Origin of the sequence: Bartonella sp. CL71SXKL (assembly GCF_042194935.1) — a bacterium.
Classification (GTDB): domain Bacteria; phylum Pseudomonadota; class Alphaproteobacteria; order Rhizobiales; family Rhizobiaceae; genus Bartonella.
The window spans coordinates 154,439-170,378 of sequence record NZ_JBHINI010000003.1 but is presented as its reverse complement, the minus strand read 5'-3'; the positions used below and the strand labels follow the sequence as shown (position 1 = coordinate 170,378).

At 35.9% G+C, this 15,940-nt stretch carries 10 protein-coding genes; 2 read left to right on the top strand and 8 right to left on the bottom strand.

Annotated features, from left to right (window positions below):
* Window positions 1-40: 40 nt before the first annotated feature.
* Genes ACFILA_RS02835 through glyA form a run of 4 tightly spaced genes read right to left on the bottom strand, consistent with a single transcriptional unit; the run spans window position 41 to window position 3,567 of the window.
* Entirely contained in the window at window positions 41-658 is a 618-nt protein-coding gene (locus tag ACFILA_RS02835; RefSeq protein WP_375660611.1) for a riboflavin synthase, read from the bottom strand.
* Window positions 640-1,767 (bottom strand): bifunctional diaminohydroxyphosphoribosylaminopyrimidine deaminase/5-amino-6-(5-phosphoribosylamino)uracil reductase RibD, encoded by a 1,128-nt coding sequence (gene ribD, locus ACFILA_RS02830; protein ID WP_273791384.1) that lies wholly within the window; start codon window positions 1,765-1,767, stop codon window positions 640-642. Before ribD ends, ACFILA_RS02835 begins: the two co-directional genes overlap by 19 nt.
* Window positions 1,760-2,242, bottom strand: coding sequence for a transcriptional regulator NrdR (gene nrdR / locus ACFILA_RS02825; protein ID WP_273791385.1), 483 nt, complete (start codon window positions 2,240-2,242; stop codon window positions 1,760-1,762). The genes ribD and nrdR overlap by 8 nt, the downstream gene beginning before the upstream one ends.
* Before the next feature lie 11 nt (window positions 2,243-2,253).
* Entirely contained in the window at window positions 2,254-3,567 is a 1,314-nt protein-coding gene (gene glyA / locus ACFILA_RS02820; protein ID WP_375660610.1) for a serine hydroxymethyltransferase, read from the bottom strand.
* Window positions 3,568-3,891: 324 nt separating this feature from the next.
* Here glyA and argC point away from each other — a divergent pair, with 324 nt between their 5' ends.
* The gene (argC, locus tag ACFILA_RS02815; RefSeq protein WP_273791387.1) at window positions 3,892-4,824 is read left to right on the top strand and encodes an N-acetyl-gamma-glutamyl-phosphate reductase; all 933 of its coding nucleotides are present in this window, start codon (window positions 3,892-3,894) and stop codon (window positions 4,822-4,824) included.
* Between the two features lie 28 nt (window positions 4,825-4,852).
* On the opposite strand, the gene ACFILA_RS02810 is transcribed toward argC, so the two are convergent.
* The 4 genes from ACFILA_RS02810 to hfq all read right to left on the bottom strand — a co-directional run bounded on the left by ACFILA_RS02810 (window position 4,853) and on the right by hfq (window position 9,685).
* Window positions 4,853-5,929: a COX15/CtaA family protein gene (locus ACFILA_RS02810; RefSeq protein ID WP_375660609.1), complete on the bottom strand. Its 1,077-nt coding sequence runs from the start codon at window positions 5,927-5,929 to the stop codon at window positions 4,853-4,855.
* 147 nt (window positions 5,930-6,076) lie between these two features.
* Window positions 6,077-7,903: a hypothetical protein gene (locus tag ACFILA_RS02805; RefSeq protein WP_375660608.1), complete on the bottom strand. Its 1,827-nt coding sequence runs from the start codon at window positions 7,901-7,903 to the stop codon at window positions 6,077-6,079.
* A 144-nt stretch (window positions 7,904-8,047) separates the two neighbouring features.
* The gene (gene hflX, locus ACFILA_RS02800; RefSeq protein WP_273791390.1) at window positions 8,048-9,391 is read right to left on the bottom strand and encodes a GTPase HflX; all 1,344 of its coding nucleotides are present in this window, start codon (window positions 9,389-9,391) and stop codon (window positions 8,048-8,050) included.
* A gap of 54 nt (window positions 9,392-9,445) precedes the next feature.
* Window positions 9,446-9,685: an RNA chaperone Hfq gene (gene hfq / locus ACFILA_RS02795; protein ID WP_005773461.1), complete on the bottom strand. Its 240-nt coding sequence runs from the start codon at window positions 9,683-9,685 to the stop codon at window positions 9,446-9,448.
* Between the two features lie 654 nt (window positions 9,686-10,339).
* Between hfq and ACFILA_RS02790 the strand changes: the two genes are divergently transcribed.
* The gene (locus tag ACFILA_RS02790) at window positions 10,340-14,899 is read left to right on the top strand and encodes a hypothetical protein (RefSeq protein WP_273791391.1); all 4,560 of its coding nucleotides are present in this window, start codon (window positions 10,340-10,342) and stop codon (window positions 14,897-14,899) included.
* The last annotated feature ends 1,041 nt before the right edge of the window (window positions 14,900-15,940 follow it).

Genomic DNA, 15,940 nt, shown 5'->3' with positions numbered 1-15,940 from the left:
TAAAGCATAAAATTCTGAAAACGATCAAGAAAGTTTTGGCTTATTCATCTTCTCTTTTTAAAGCTAAAATTTTTGCAGCATAACGAGCAAGTTGATCAATTTCCAAATTGACCCGATCTCCAATTTTAGCTTGTCCCCACGTTGTCATTTCGAGTGTATGGCGAATAATAAGAACATCAAAAACACAGTCCTCAACACCATTAACAGTTAAAGATGTCCCATTAAGAGCAATAGATCCCTTATTAACAATGAAAGGCATAAATTGTCTTGAAACTTTTAAATAAAAACGAATTGCATCCCCTTCATTTTTTTGATCAATGATTTCAGCCAAACCATCAATATGACCAGAAACCAAATGTCCTCCCATTTCATCACCCAATCGAAGCGAACGTTCCAAATTAACAAAAGTTCCTTTTATCCATTGTGCAAGATTCGTTAAACGTAATGTTTCTTCCCACGCCTCGACAACAAACCAATTGGAATCTTCTTGTTTTAATCCTCGTTCTACAATTGTCAGACAAATTCCTGAACAAGCAATTGACGCGCCAATTGCTAAGCTTTCTATAGCATAGCCGGTAGAAATCTTTAAACGCATCCCCTGCTTTAAAGGTTGAACATCTTCAACACAACCAATATCCGTTATAATTCCTGTGAACATAATGTCTTACGTCTCCACTTATAAAAACGGTCATTTCCAAACATTCTTGTCTCAATCTCATGAAACTGCGAGAGATAATTTCCAAAATGAGGGGCTTCAATACGATTTTTGCCTAAAACAATGGGGGTATGAAAACATATCAAATGATCAACACAACCAGCATTCAAAAATTTTTCCCCTGTCTTGACGCCCCCTTCCAATAAAACACTATTAATCCCATGTTTATAAAGCATCTGTAAAAGAGCAAAGGGTTCTACACAACCATTGTTCATCTCGACCGAATAAACAGACACACCATATTGCTCCAATGCATTTTTTTTGCTTTTCTTTGAAAGATCCACATCACAAATAACCCATGTAGGAATTTTTATGGCTGTTTGGACAACTTTTGCATCAAGGGGGATAGATAAATCTGCATCCAAAATAATACGAATTGGTGAGCGCATCTCCATCCCTGGCAAGCGGCAATTGAGTTGTGGATCATCTGCTAATATAGTACCAATACCAACGAGGATAGCATTATTTTGAGCACGTAGAATATGCGTATGGGCATGAGAAAGTGTTCCACTAATTTTTACGCTGCCCTTCTCTCTTTTTCCAACACCATTATCGGCAGAAATTGCCATTTTAAAAGTAACCGCACAGCGTTGTATCTTCCTTATGCACCAATGCGTCCATAAGGATTCAAAAGCCTCTTCAGCTAAAATGCCCTCAACCACTTCAATACCCGCCGCTCGTAAAAGAGCAATACCATGACCATCAACACGCTTGTCACAATCAGTCAGCGCAACAACAACTCGAGAAACACCTGAATCAATAAGTGCATTCACACATGGCGAAGTTTTTCCATAATGCGCACAAGGTTCTAAAGTAACGTAAGCAGTCGCTCCTTGAGCCAAAGAACCTGCCATGTGTAAAGCTTGCACTTCCGCATGAGGACTCCCATGAATAGCTGTTACGCCATAGCCAACAATAAAAGCTCCCGCACCATTATCGTTTTGCACAATTAACGTACCAACAGAAGGATTCCCACCTGTAAGACCGACATGACGTTCTGCTAAACGAATAGCTGCAGCCATAAACCGTTCATCTTGCACTTTTTTATTCATCAAAACGAGATTCTGTATCCGCGATACCCTTTGACAATTCATCTATAACATCGTGAAAATCGCTTGCATTACGAAAATCTCGATACACAGAAGCAAAACGAATATAAGCAATATCATCAATTCTTTTCAATGCTTCCATCACAAGACGTCCAATTTTTTCTGAAGAAATCTCTGGTTCTCCCAAACTTTCAAGCTGACGTACAATGCCAGAAATTGCTCGTTCAATATGATCAGGATCAATATTGCGCTTACGTACAGCCACATCAACTGATCGCATTAACTTATCACGATCGAAGGGTTCACATCGTCCACTTTTTTTAGCAACCAAGAGCTCGCGCAACTGAACACGTTCAAAAGTTGTAAAACGACCACCACAAACGGAACACACACGGCGGCGGCGAATCACTGCCCCCTCTTCTGCTGGACGTGAGTCTTTAACCTGTGTATCCTCATATTGGCAGTAAGGACAGCGCATCCTTTGTATCCTTAACGAGTGCTAAGATAAGAGTAAAGAGGAAATTGATTCGTTATATCTTTTACCTTTTTCTCAACAGCCATTTCAACAGCATGATTATCTTCATCACTTTTTGCGCTCCGAAGACCATCAAGAACTTCTGAAATCAGATGACCAACTTGAATAAACTCTTTTTCTAAAAAACCACGCGTTGTGGTAGCAGGTGATCCCAAACGAATTCCCGATGTTATAGATGGCGTTTCAGAATCAAAAGGAATACTATTTTTATTGCAGGTAATATGAGCGCGTCCCAAAGCCAATTCAGCACGTTTACCTGTTAGATTTTTGGAACGTAAATCAACCAACAACAAATGATTATCTGTACCACCAGAAACAATATTAAAACCATTACTCTGTAATGTTTTTGCTAAAGTTTTCGCATTAGCGACAACATTGGCACTGTAACTCTTGAAAGAGGGACGCAAAGCCTCCTCAAACGCAACAGCCTTTGCGGCAATCACATGCATTAAAGGACCACCCTGAAGACCAGGAAAAATTGCAGAATTAATTTTTTTGGATAAAGCCTCATCATTTGTCAATATTAAACCACCACGAGGACCTCGAAGCGACTTATGTGTTGTTGTTGTTACAATATGCGCATGTGGAACAGGTGAAGGATGCACGCCACCAGCAACAAGACCAGCAATATGAGACATATCAACGAGTAGATGAGCACCAATCTCATCTGCAATTTCACGGAATCGCTTCCAGTCCCATAGCCGTGGATAAGATGAACCACCCGCTATAATAAGTTTGGGCTTACGCTCTTTTGCCAGCTGCTCAACTTCATCCATATCAATAATCTGATCTTCTCTACGTACACCATAGGAAACAACATCAAACCATTTTCCTGACATATTAACAGATGAACCATGCGTAAGGTGACCACCAGCATTTAAATCTAATCCCATAAATGTGTCATTAGGCTTCAGTAAAGCTAAAAAGACAGCTTGATTCATTTGGCTACCAGAATTAGGCTGTACATTTGCAAAAGCAGCACCGAAAAGCTGTTTTGCCCTTTCAATGGCTAAATCTTCAACGACATCAACAAATTGACATCCACCATAGTAGCGGTTTCTTGGATAACCTTCTGCATACTTATTAGTTAAAACAGACCCCTGCGCTTCAAGAACCGCTCTTGAAACAATGTTCTCTGAAGCAATCAGTTCAATTTCATGTTGTTGACGCTCAAACTCCCCTCTAATTGCATCAAAAATTGCACCATCAACAGTTTGTAAACTATCATTAAAAAAGCGCTTTTGTGCGTCATTTTCTTGCTGAGTCATAAAACACATTCCTAACATAAAAAAATAAAGTCAAGAAACGATAACACAGCAAACCATGCAAACCAAACATTTTAAACCACTTACACTCAAAAATAATGAAGCAAATATTTATCTTATTCTTTGTTATAAAAACAGCGAAAAACTTCCCTCTCAAGAATGGTAAAAAATGAGATTACATTTCTTTTTTTTACACTCTTAATTTGTTTACACCTTTTACAAAAAATATCTATAATCTAAAGAAATTCAATAATTTAATGATTAGAAATAATTTATAATGTGAAAAGCTGAATATAATAGGCAAAGTTAATACGAAGGCAAATAAGAATGCTAACCAAAGTTTTTATTGATGGTGAACATGGCACAACCGGACTACAAATACAAAAACGCTTAGAAAGGCGTACAGATTTAAAACTACTCTCTCTTGCTCATAAAGATCGCCATAATGTTCATCTGCGACAAGACTATCTTAATCAAGCCGATATTGCTATTTTGTGTCTTCCAGATGATGCTGCACGCGAAACAGTTCATTGGCTTAAAAAAAATAAAAACATTAGGATTATTGATAGCTCGACAGCCCACCGTGTTGCACCAGACTGGGTTTACGGTTTTCCTGAAATGACAGCAGGACAAAGAAAGCGCATCCAAGCTGCACATTATGTAACCAATCCCGGATGCTACCCTACCGGGGCCATTAGTTTGATTCGCCCCCTCCGTGAAGCAGGACTACTAGACGCCTATTATCCCATCTCGATTAATGCAATCTCCGGCTATACCGGTGGTGGGAAACAGTTGATTTTACAAATGGAAAATCAATCTCAACAAAATATTCAGGACAATTATTTTATCTATGGTCTTAATCTTGAACACAAACATGTGCCAGAAATCAAAATCTATGGACAAATCAATCAAACCCCACTTTTTATACCAAGTGTGGGTCGTTTTTCTCAGGGAATGATTGTGAATCTTCCTCTGCATCGCCATTTATTCACAAAATCAGCAAACTGTTCTGATTTGCGCGAAATTCTCGCAAACCATTACGATGGACAAAATACCATTTTAGTTGCATCACAAGAAGAAACTGCTTCACTTCAAAGACTTAATCCAGAGTGTTTAGCCAATAAAGATGATATGAAACTGTTCGTATTTGGAAATGATCGTGAAGGTATTTTTAATCTCAGCGCCATATTCGATAATTTAGGAAAAGGCGCATCAGCTGCGGCTATACAAAACCTCGATTTAATGCTTTCAAGCGACTAAACCTCCTTAAACACAAACTTTTATTCAACTATTCAACAACGCGATATGCCCCTTTTGTTGCTCGCCAGTGCGCAACCGCAAAACATAACACTGCTAGTGCCATACTTTGATGAATGAGCCCTAAACTTATCGGAACCTCATGTAACAGTGTTAAGATACCCAAGAGTGCTTGGATAATAATCATAACACAGATAAGAAATGCACGACGAGAATGGGTTGAATGTGGAACATTTTTTTGTACATAGAAAGCATGAACAACTGAGATAATAAATAAAAAATAAGAAAAAAACCGATGAATAAATTGAACCATTAAGGAATTTTCGAATAAATTGAGCCAAACAGGACGATGCTGCAACAATCCATCAGGAATAATCTGCCCATCCATAAGCGGCCATGTATTATAGACTTTTCCAGCATGAAGCCCTGCAACCAAAGCTCCGAAATAAATCTCTATCAAGACGAGAATAACAAGCCAAGCCGCAAAATATTGCACCTTTTGATTTGCTGGCTTTTCTGAGTATTCTGCAAGTCCTCGAGATAAATAAGTAACAAAAACAATAACAAAACATGCCGTTATAAGATGAAATGCCAAACGATATTGGCTCACACTTGTTAAATTACTTTGCCCAATCCCTGAAGCAACCATCCACCAACCAATAAAGCCTTGAAAGGCGATAAGAATAGGCACGACAATAAGCGGAAGTAAGATATTTTTTTCAACACGCTTAGTCGCCCAAAACCAAATGAGCCCCAATAAAGCAACAAGACCAACAAGACGCCCAAGAAAACGATGCGCCCATTCCCACCAAAAAATGACCTTAAAAGCACTTAAAGTCATATCAGGATTAAGCAGCTTATACTGTGCTATCTGTTGATATTTTAAAAATTCCTCTTGCCATTGATCCGCACCAATCGGTGGAATAACGCCATGTATTGGCTTCCATTCCGTTATAGATAATCCTGATCCCGTCAAACGAGTAGCGCCACCCACTAAGACAATTGCCAAACAAAGCAATAAAATAGAGTAAAGCCACACCTGTATTTGTTTTCTATTTTTCTTTTGCACAGGTGTTAAAATGCTATTGTTTAATCTCTTTACTGCCATCTCTGATTGCCCCACGCTTCTCTCCAACTAAAATGCATTTTAAAATTTAAACATTAACTCTTTGTCTATTTTAGTATGTACTACAACTTTAGCAAAAAACAAGCATACCACTATAACATGCGATACATATTTCTTTTTTTACGAAGCTTATGATGCAACAATGCGATAAACAGTCTTTGGAAAGCTGTCTACCATCCGCATCATCCATTCTTGTTCATTAAGAACAATATTACAAATATAATAGTCTGTTAGCTCTGCAAATTGCTCAAATCCATATTTTGGTTCACTTGCCATCTCTAGGATGATAAAATCATATTCTTTTTTAAATTCTTGTAATATATGAGAAATGTCATTTGAAAAATCTTGTGCAGAAATAGCACTTGTTAACCCCTGAGGAAGAATATCAACCCCCGTATCATAATCACGGTAAATAACATCATGCAACTTGGCATTGCCTGTTAAAATATCACTCAGTCCGCGATGTGGGCCAATGACTTTCTCTATTTGTTGACCAGAAATATCGACCAACAAAATTGTTTTATTCTCTTTTGTGAGATGAAGTGAAAGCTTTGCCGCTGTCCGTGCAGCCTCTGGTCCAATGATTGAAACAATGGTTGAAGCACGCCATTTCAAAACATCAGATAATCCCTCTATCGTAATAAAAGCTTCAAAATTTTTCATTTCTTGAGAGACTAAAATACTCTCATTCTTCTTAAGAGCATTTTCTTTTGATCTCAAATCCTCTTCTGAGAGTTGGTCTTTTTTGCTTTTAAAGCACGGATAAAATAACAATATTCCTAGCAAAAGAGTAAGGAAGCTGGCCAATGCACTCACAAGAATATTTTTTCCATAAAGAGCCATAAAAGAAATTGGTGCTAACGTTGTTGGCATAACCACGTGGATATTTGTATTTTGTAAGAGAAGAGGATCATCACTCAATCTCCGATATGAATCAATAATTTTTTCTCTTCGTTGAGCAGACTTGCTCATCGCTTCATTTTGTGCATCGACTGCTGCTTTTATTTTATTTTCAAACTCGTTAAATATTTCATTCAAAGATTGGGATTGATCTTTTACAAAAAAGTTCATTCTTTTTTTGAGCTGTTTTTCTAACTCCGTTGCAATAGCCTCATCTGAATGAACTTGATAAACGATTTGTAAAATTTTATTTTTTAATTGATGAGAAACTGTCTCTAATTCTGCAGTCATCGCTTTAATTTGAGGATGTGTCCACCCCAGTTGCGCAGCCATATGTGCTCTTTGTGTTTCCAAGAGGTCACGTTTAGATTCCAGAGAAACAATTGCTGAATTGCCTGCAATAAACGATAAAGACAGTAAAGACTGCCCATTTTCACGCATCATATTAATTGTTGAATTCAAACTTGTTAAATGAATACGCTTTAAAGTTGCTTGCGTTAATTGCATCGAAAGATCATGAAGCTCTGTTTGTTTTACACCATGCTGAATAAAAGAATCAACAGATTTACGAAATTCCTGCACGATATTAACGATTGCAGTATTATCATATTGTTTGTCTTCTAATTTATCATTTAACAAAAATTGTTTCTGTTTTATGATTGCTTGTGAAAATGCGGAAAACCAAATTTCCAACCCACGTTGAGCTGCTTCAAGTGTCTCGGCTTCAAAAGTAAGATCGATAAAATCACCATGACGCGATAAATGGATATTTTCATGATTTTTTTTCTTATAAGAAGCACTTAAAGAAAAATTCGAATCATTGAAGAACATAGGCTGTGAAAACAAAAAAGCGATAACATCGTCTTGCTTTTTAATTGGTAATGGTTTTCCTACAGAATCAGATAATGAAAATACTAAAGTTGCTTGGTAACCACGGAGCTGGACAAAATAATACAACCAAATCAAAGATACACATAGCATTTGTAATAGCAAAACAATCAAAATGCTTCGCCATACGGTACGTACGAATAGTCTTTTATTACACTTAAGACTCATCTTTATTTTAACCAGCAAAATACTTCTTCATATTGTTTTATTAAGAGAAAGTAGTAACTATCCTCTTAATTTGCTGTCATATTATTTTGAGATAAGAAAAACATAAAATTTAAGCATAAATGTTCGACAATAGCTTTAAAGAACTTAATTCATATTTTTTTTGATATTCTCTAATTGCTTTTTTGCTTCAGAAGTAATAACGGCTCTAATGGTAATAGACCCATCATCATGTCCTTCTTGCACTATTTCCGCAGAGTTTTCATAAAACCAATCGATAAGCGACATTTCATGAGGCTGTAAAAGATATTCAATGCTTTGCACCTCTCCAAAAATTCGCATTTCAATAGCTCTTAATAATTGATCAAGTCCATCCCCTTTAAGTGCTGATACCATGAGAGCAGGATTTAATCGTGTTTTTGCGCTTGTTTGTAAAACACTCAATGCTTGCCCATCCAACATATCAATCTTGTTCCAAACTTCTATGATATGCTCCATATCATCAATATCGATATCAAGACTTGAAAGCACTTCTAAAACATCTTGAGCATGTGCTCGATGATCAAGATCTGACATATCTCTTACATGAAGAATGAGATCCGCTTCAACCACTTCTTCAAGGGTTGCTCTAAAAGCTGCAATCAAATTTGTTGGCAAATTAGAAATAAACCCTACAGTATCAGACAAAAGAATAGTTTTTCCATGGGGAAGAACAACTTTGCGCAAAGTCGGATCAAGCGTTGCAAATAACATATTCTTTGCTAAAACATCTGCACCGCTTAAACGGTTAAAGAGAGTTGACTTTCCTGTATTCGTATATCCTACCAGTGCCACAACAGGATAAGATGTTTTTTTCCTTTTTGCTCTATGAAGTGCACGTGTTTTAATAACCGTTTCTAATTCGCGGCGAATACGAATAATTTTCTCTTGTAAAAGACGCCTATCTGCTTCAATTTGCGTCTCACCAGGTCCACCTAGGAAGCCACGCCCCCCCCGTTGCCTTTCCAAGTGTGTCCAACTACGCACAAGCCTCCCTTTTTGATAGGACAAACGCGCTAACTCTACTTGCAAAACTCCTTCTTTTGTTCGTGCACGATCCCCAAAAATTTCAAGAATCAAAGCCGTTCTATCGATAACTTTACAATTCCATAATTTTTCTAAATTACGCTGCTGTACTGGCGTTAAAAAGTGATCTACAATCGCAAGCTCAATAGAATATTCATCTATATAACAGGTTAACGCATCTACTTTACCTTTTCCAAAGAGAGTCGCAGAGCGAGGCGTTGCAATATTAATCGTTTCATAATTAACAACTTCTAACCCTATAGCACGCGCTAACCCTAATGACTCTTTAACACGAGAAGATACAGAACACTCTCTCAAAGAGCTTTCACTTCTATTTTCTTGAAAAAACGGTATCAAAACAAGTGCGCGCACCTGTCCTGTGTTCTGCGCAAATACCCCTCCTAATCTCTCATTTTCATTTATCATAGCAATCTAAGTACTTTTAAAATGGGATAAGAGGTCTATCTTAAAATGATATGTTTACTCAGGACTTTCACCCTCAAACATCTGTACAGGCTGCCCAGGCATAATCGTAGAAATAGCATGCTTATAAACCAATTGCGCGTGTCCATCTCGGCGTAAAAGAACACAAAAATTATCAAATGAAGTTACAATACCCGTGAGTTTAACGCCATTGACAAGAAAAATTGTAAGGGAAATTTTTTGCTTACGCACCGTATTTAAAAACACATCTTGTAGGTGTTGTGATCGCTCTGCCATTATTCTTACACCTTTATCTAGATTGCATAAAATATTCGTGCATGCATATCGACTGAAAAATATCCAATTGTCAACGTAGAAGCTTCAAAATTCAGCAACAAACAACTGAAATTAGAGAAAAAACGGCTCTTTAAGGCAATAATAAAGTACAGCTTACGAAAAGCTATACTAAATTAAAAATTTTTCCACGTTTACTTTTTTATGAGCTTACAATTCAAAGGCATACTTTTATACGTCCTAAGCTATTACAGACTATATGTGATGATGAAACTGCTTCGTTTAGAATCAATAAAAGTAAGCGGACAACAACATTTATTAACGATTATCGGTATTAAAGAGAGGCGTTCGCACCTTACTGTATATATAACTGCTATTAAATTGTCCTTATTTCAAAGACTGCCGGCTTATAAAGCTTTTTATAAACCCAAGTTGTAAACAGTATTTTTGTTTTTGTTAGATTTAAATAATAAATTGTTTTTACTATATTTTATAACATTTTTAAACAGGGTATAAGAAACTGCGTTAACTTTATCTTGATAAGTTTTTAAAATTTTTCCCTAAGCATATTCCTTTCTAAATAATTAACAGCTAGTATATAGAAATTATGTGGAAGAGGACGTATCCCTTTTCCGGCTGTAAGAGTACGAGGCGAGTATGGCACGCAGAACCAAATTGCAAACATTTGAAGTTGAAGTTGAAGAAGCCCTCACAAAAGCTATGAACTTTGATTTCGATGACACAGGATTTGAAACGATATCATCCAATAATTCTGAAAATGTTGTTAATGTTGATGATCTGATTCAAAAAATTGCAATGGCAGAAGAAGAATTTTTTGCTGAAAACGGTACGTCAACTTTTGTTTCTAATATTCATGATGAAGCTGTTATTGATAAATCCGTTGTTGAACAGCTTTTTGCTCCAAAACCTTCACCTGATATTTCAGGTGGAACTGTTCATAATACATTATTGCCTACAAAACTTCTTCCTGCAAATGATGATATAACAACCCCTGTAAATTTTGGACCATTCAAGCAGCGTTCTTCCTCTCGAGTCTACTGGTATACAACAGCGCTTAGTGCTTTATGGGCAACGGGAGGAGCTTTTATTGCGCATAAGCTCGCACCTACCGGACTCAGCTCTTTATCCAATATCAGCACTTTTGTTACATCCCCAACAGGACTTGCTGTAGCAGCCGGAACAGCAATTCCTATCCTTATATCTTGGGGCGTTGCTCAATTAACAAAACGTTCAAACGACTTGCATAATATTGCGCTTCTTATGACCAATGCTGCACAGCGCCTTAGTGAACCACAACATCTATCTGAAAAACAAGCTATTGCTATAGGGCAAACCATTCGTGAAGAAGTAGCGGCAATGAACGAAGGTATTGAACGTACCCTCGGACGTGCTGTTGAACTTGAGGCAATCATACAAGGTGAAGTTCACAATCTAGAACAAGCCTATGCTGAGAATGAATCACGCATTCACACATTAATCAAAGAATTGAGTAATGAACGCATAGCCATTTTGAATCACGCAGATCGCGTACAATCAACAATTAAAGGAACCCAAGAACAACTGAGTGATGAATTTGGTTTGGTTACCTCTAACATTGTGACCAATGTTGAAAAGCTTGCACAAACCCTTTCTCAAACTTTACAAAAACAAGGTGAAGACCTTGTTGAAAAACTTTCCTATGCCGGTGATGGCGTAACAAATCAACTTGTTGAAAAATTTAACAAAACAACAACACAAATTCAGCAGAAAAACACGGAATTTTTTCATGAATTAGGAAAAAACTTTGATGGTTTTGCAAAACGATTTGATCATAATGAAAAACAAATAGAAAAAACCTTTAATGAAACAGCTGAAAAAGCGGAAGTACATGTTGCTAAAATTGCAACACATATACAAGCAGTAACAGATCAAACTTTGCACGCTGTCGATGAAAAGTTTAAAGCCTTGGATAAAGCTCTTATTGATCGTAATAATCAATCTCTACAGAATTTTGATGAGAAGATCTTAAAGCTCGACGACCAAGCACATAAACTCTCTTCTAAATTTGATAACGTAACCTCGCAAGCAATTGGAGCCTTTGAACAACGTTTAGCAACTGTTGATCTTTCTCTTAAAGAACATAGTGATTCCATCATTGATTCCTTTATAGAACGCAGTCAGGCTTTAGAGGATAATGCTGAAAAGCTTGGTAACTTCTTGGAAGCTCATGTCTTGAAAATAAATGAGAACCTCCAAGAAAAAACAGCAGACATTACCCATGCATTTACAAATGGACGTGAAGCCATTCTTTCTGCAATTGATAAAAGTAAAGAAAGTCTGAGAGAAGAAATTCAATATGTCGACAATGCCATTGTTGATATCATACAAGAACGTTCACAAGATTTTAAAGTACAACTTTCTGATCAACGAGCTCTTATGGCAGACATGCTCGATAACGAGAAAAATAAAATTGCGGATACATTAAGAAATCAAATTGATGTTTTGTCCCAAAATACTTCTCATATTGAAAAAGTTTTGGCTGATAATGTTCAAGTCGTTGATAAACAAGCTGAAAATCATATTACAAACATCATTCAATGCACTGAAAAGCTACAAGATGTCATTGTACAAAGCTGCAATACAACCCAAGATGCTTTAGAAGCACAGGCGAGAAATATTGATATCCGTGCCGATGCTCTGCGCGACTCTTTAGCAATTAATAGTTTTTCTCTCAATGAAGTTCTTGCCGATCAAGCACGCACACTTGAACAACGCATGGAAACAATCCATAACCTCATTGCAAAAAGTGATATACGTGTCGATGTTGCATTGAAACAACAAATAGATTTAGTTGAGAGTGCAATTGTCGCCAATAATAAAAACATTACTGAAACGGTTCAAGATCATATCAGAAACCTTGAAAACCATGCCGAAATTTTAAAGAATACTCTTTCTCAATCGAGTGGTGTTTTCTTTGAAACCCTTGAAACACGTATGGAATCATTTGATACAGATCTAGAAGATCGTGCACACAAAATTTTTGAAAGAACAACAACGCTAGAGGAAACATTATCTGAAAAATTCAGCCAAATCTGTGAAGCCATTGATATGCAAACATCTGTTATTGAGGAACGTTCTGACACGTTAAAAACGTCTCTCATTCTTAATAATGAGCAAAGTCAGATAATTCAACAAGCGCTGGAAAGCAGTGTTGACAATATGCGTGTAACCTTAGAAGACTCTGTTAATACAGTTACAGATAACCTGCATAATAAGATTATAAAAGCTTCTGATATTCTTTCTTCTACGAGTGAACAAATTCTTTCATCTGTTACAAATGTTACTGCACAAGCAGAAAATATTCTCTCAGAATCAGGCAATCGCATTGTATCAAATGTCAAAAAAACTGTTTATGATACCAGTGAAAAAGTTCTGTCCGTTCTGTCTGAACAAACAGCGCATACTGTTGAAGCTTTCGCAACAGCCAGTCATAATGCACAAGCATTATTGAATGAAACTATTCACACATCAACAACAGCAATAGAGCAAGTCCTTAATGAACGCTGTGATGTTCTTCATCACTCTATGCAAAATCTTAAAAATAATTTAGGATATCAGCTCTCTGATGTCACGAGCCGTCTGGAAGATGCTGGAAATCAAACAACAACACAAATTTCACAACATGTTGGAAAAATAACAGAGCTTACAAATCACTTAAATCAAGCAGCGCAAAATACGACAGAATCAATTGATTCTTTAACACAGCATATCGGTGAACAACTCTCTCTTTCCACACAAGATGCTGAACAAAGAATTTATGCACATAATGAATCTTTAGTGAATAGCTTAACCAAAGCCAACTCTGAAACACTTCAAACAATAACGATTATGAAGGAAGAACTTGTTAATAATGTCTCATCCATCTTAACACAGTTGAATCAATCAATTCACAATTTTCACGAAAATAGTAATGTTTTATTATCGGCTGTTCAAAATATTGATGGGCAGTTTAATGAGAGTACGAATAATTTTTTCCGCAACACGGACCAAGTAGCAGAGCGTTTGTCAGCCTCAAATCAAGCGCTCAATACTAATGTTGAAATTCTGCAAGGACTTTCAAAGAGTACCTTTGAACAAATTAATCATATAACGAGCAGTTTTGGTGAACATGCAAAGACACTTTCCCAAACTATTCATGTTCTTGAACAGTCTGAAAATTCACTTAGTGCAACACTTGAAGAAAAACATAATACGCTTTCTGTATTAAGCGATGCTCTTGTTTCAAAGTCTCATGAAATTAATCAAATGATTGGGCATTATGAAAAAATCTTCAACTTAGCACTTGAACGCTCTGATAAGAATGCGCGTAATTCTACAAATTCATTCCAACAATCACTTAATAAGCTTGTTAGTGAAGCATCAACGCGTTTTTCAGAAGCAGCAGAAGATATACGTCGCTCCGCTGATGAAGTTCGTTTAGAGCTTTCAAAGATTAATAATGATATCAATGAAAATGTAAAAAAACTTCCAGAAAAAACAAAAGAAACAACGCAAACAATTCGCACAGCTTTGAATGAACAGATTACAGCGTTACAAGATTTAGTCAGTGTTATACAAAATGATCAAAAGAGCGTACAAAAACAGCTAATATCAGCATTTCCTACATCATCAATATTTAATCAAAAAAGTGACAGTTCCACTGAGTCTGTTAAAAAGATTGTGCCACCTAAGCCTATCTTGCAACAAGATCAAAGCAAAAAAAGACCAAATAAATGGGTATCAAATCTCTTAGAAAGAGCTTCACGTGAAGAAACATTTTATGATGCTCCCCCTAGTGATGATGTTTTAACATCAGTGCAAACAAAACCATCTCCTGCAAACTGCTCTCTTAATTCATTAGCTTCTGGTATAGTGCAAGCTATTAATCACAATGCCATTGTTGAGCTATGGGATCATTATCAACGTGGACAAAAAAACATCGTAACAGAACGCCTTTATACCTTAAATGGACAAAAAATATTTGAAATGATTAAGAAAAAATATATGAGCGATTTTGGGTTTAAACGTTCAGTGAATCAATATGTTACAGATTTCGAAAAGCTCTTACGTGATATATCGCGCAGTTCTGGCTCTTCCAACTCAGTTCGCAAGTACTTGATATCAGATACCGGAAAAGTTTACACTATGCTTGCTCATGCAAGTGGTCGAATCCAATAACAAATAAGAAAAGTGGAAAAAATATTTTTTCCACTTTCTCTCTCTCTCCAGTTGTTTTAATGGCTTATCATAGAGTACTTTTCTTTCAACTGTAGCTTTGTACTTCAAAGGTTGGGATAATTGGCATGCGAGTTTTCTTTGATATCCTAAGCAATAACCTTAAAGAAGCGTAATGGCTTATCAAACAACATATCATTCTAAGAATGATAAAGCATGTTTTCTATTTCCTTATCTTTTTCTTAACTTCTTTATTTTTCATAGTTTCATAAAGGTACAAAATCGGTAATAATTATTTTTATTAATTGTGAAAAAAATTCATGCTTTTGTATTAAAATAGCTTATAGAAACACTTCTATTTATTTTTTTAATGTTTTTATCCACATATTACTCTCGTTTGAATTATGTAAGTAAATGTTTTTTTATTATATTAGGTGAATTTGAAATAAAAGAAGCTTATTGTATTCAAATTTTCTATTCAATATACGAGATGATTCATTATAAATTATAAAGTAACGCATTATACGGAATATATGAACTTTAGGTATAAAACATGCAATTACAGCTGTTTCGGATATACTTTTCGTTTATTAAAACACAGATTTGTAAGTATATTAAAAATATACAGCTCGCATTATTAAGAGTTCAATTGAATAATAAACAAAATGACTTCCATTTTTAAAGTTCCAGTTTCCTTTTAAATAGCTGCAAAAACAATTTATAAATTGCAAATTGTTATTTAAAATTTCTTCTATCTCCCTATAGAAATTTAAATAAAGAAGATGACGTTAATAGAAAACACTCTTCTTTTTTTTCCTTAATTTGTAAGCATTGCAAAAAAAATAATGGCTTGGTAATGTAATCATTAGTAATATTTTATTTGTTTGTAGACTAATCAATTTTTACGCGTTTTATTAAGGAAAGAAAAAGCTAATCGTGCTGCTATCAATGAAATTATTCATTGTGCACAAACAAAAAGAATCATCAAACTGGTTTTACGATCCAGAAGAGTTTTCTCATACTCATGCATTTTGATATTCAGAG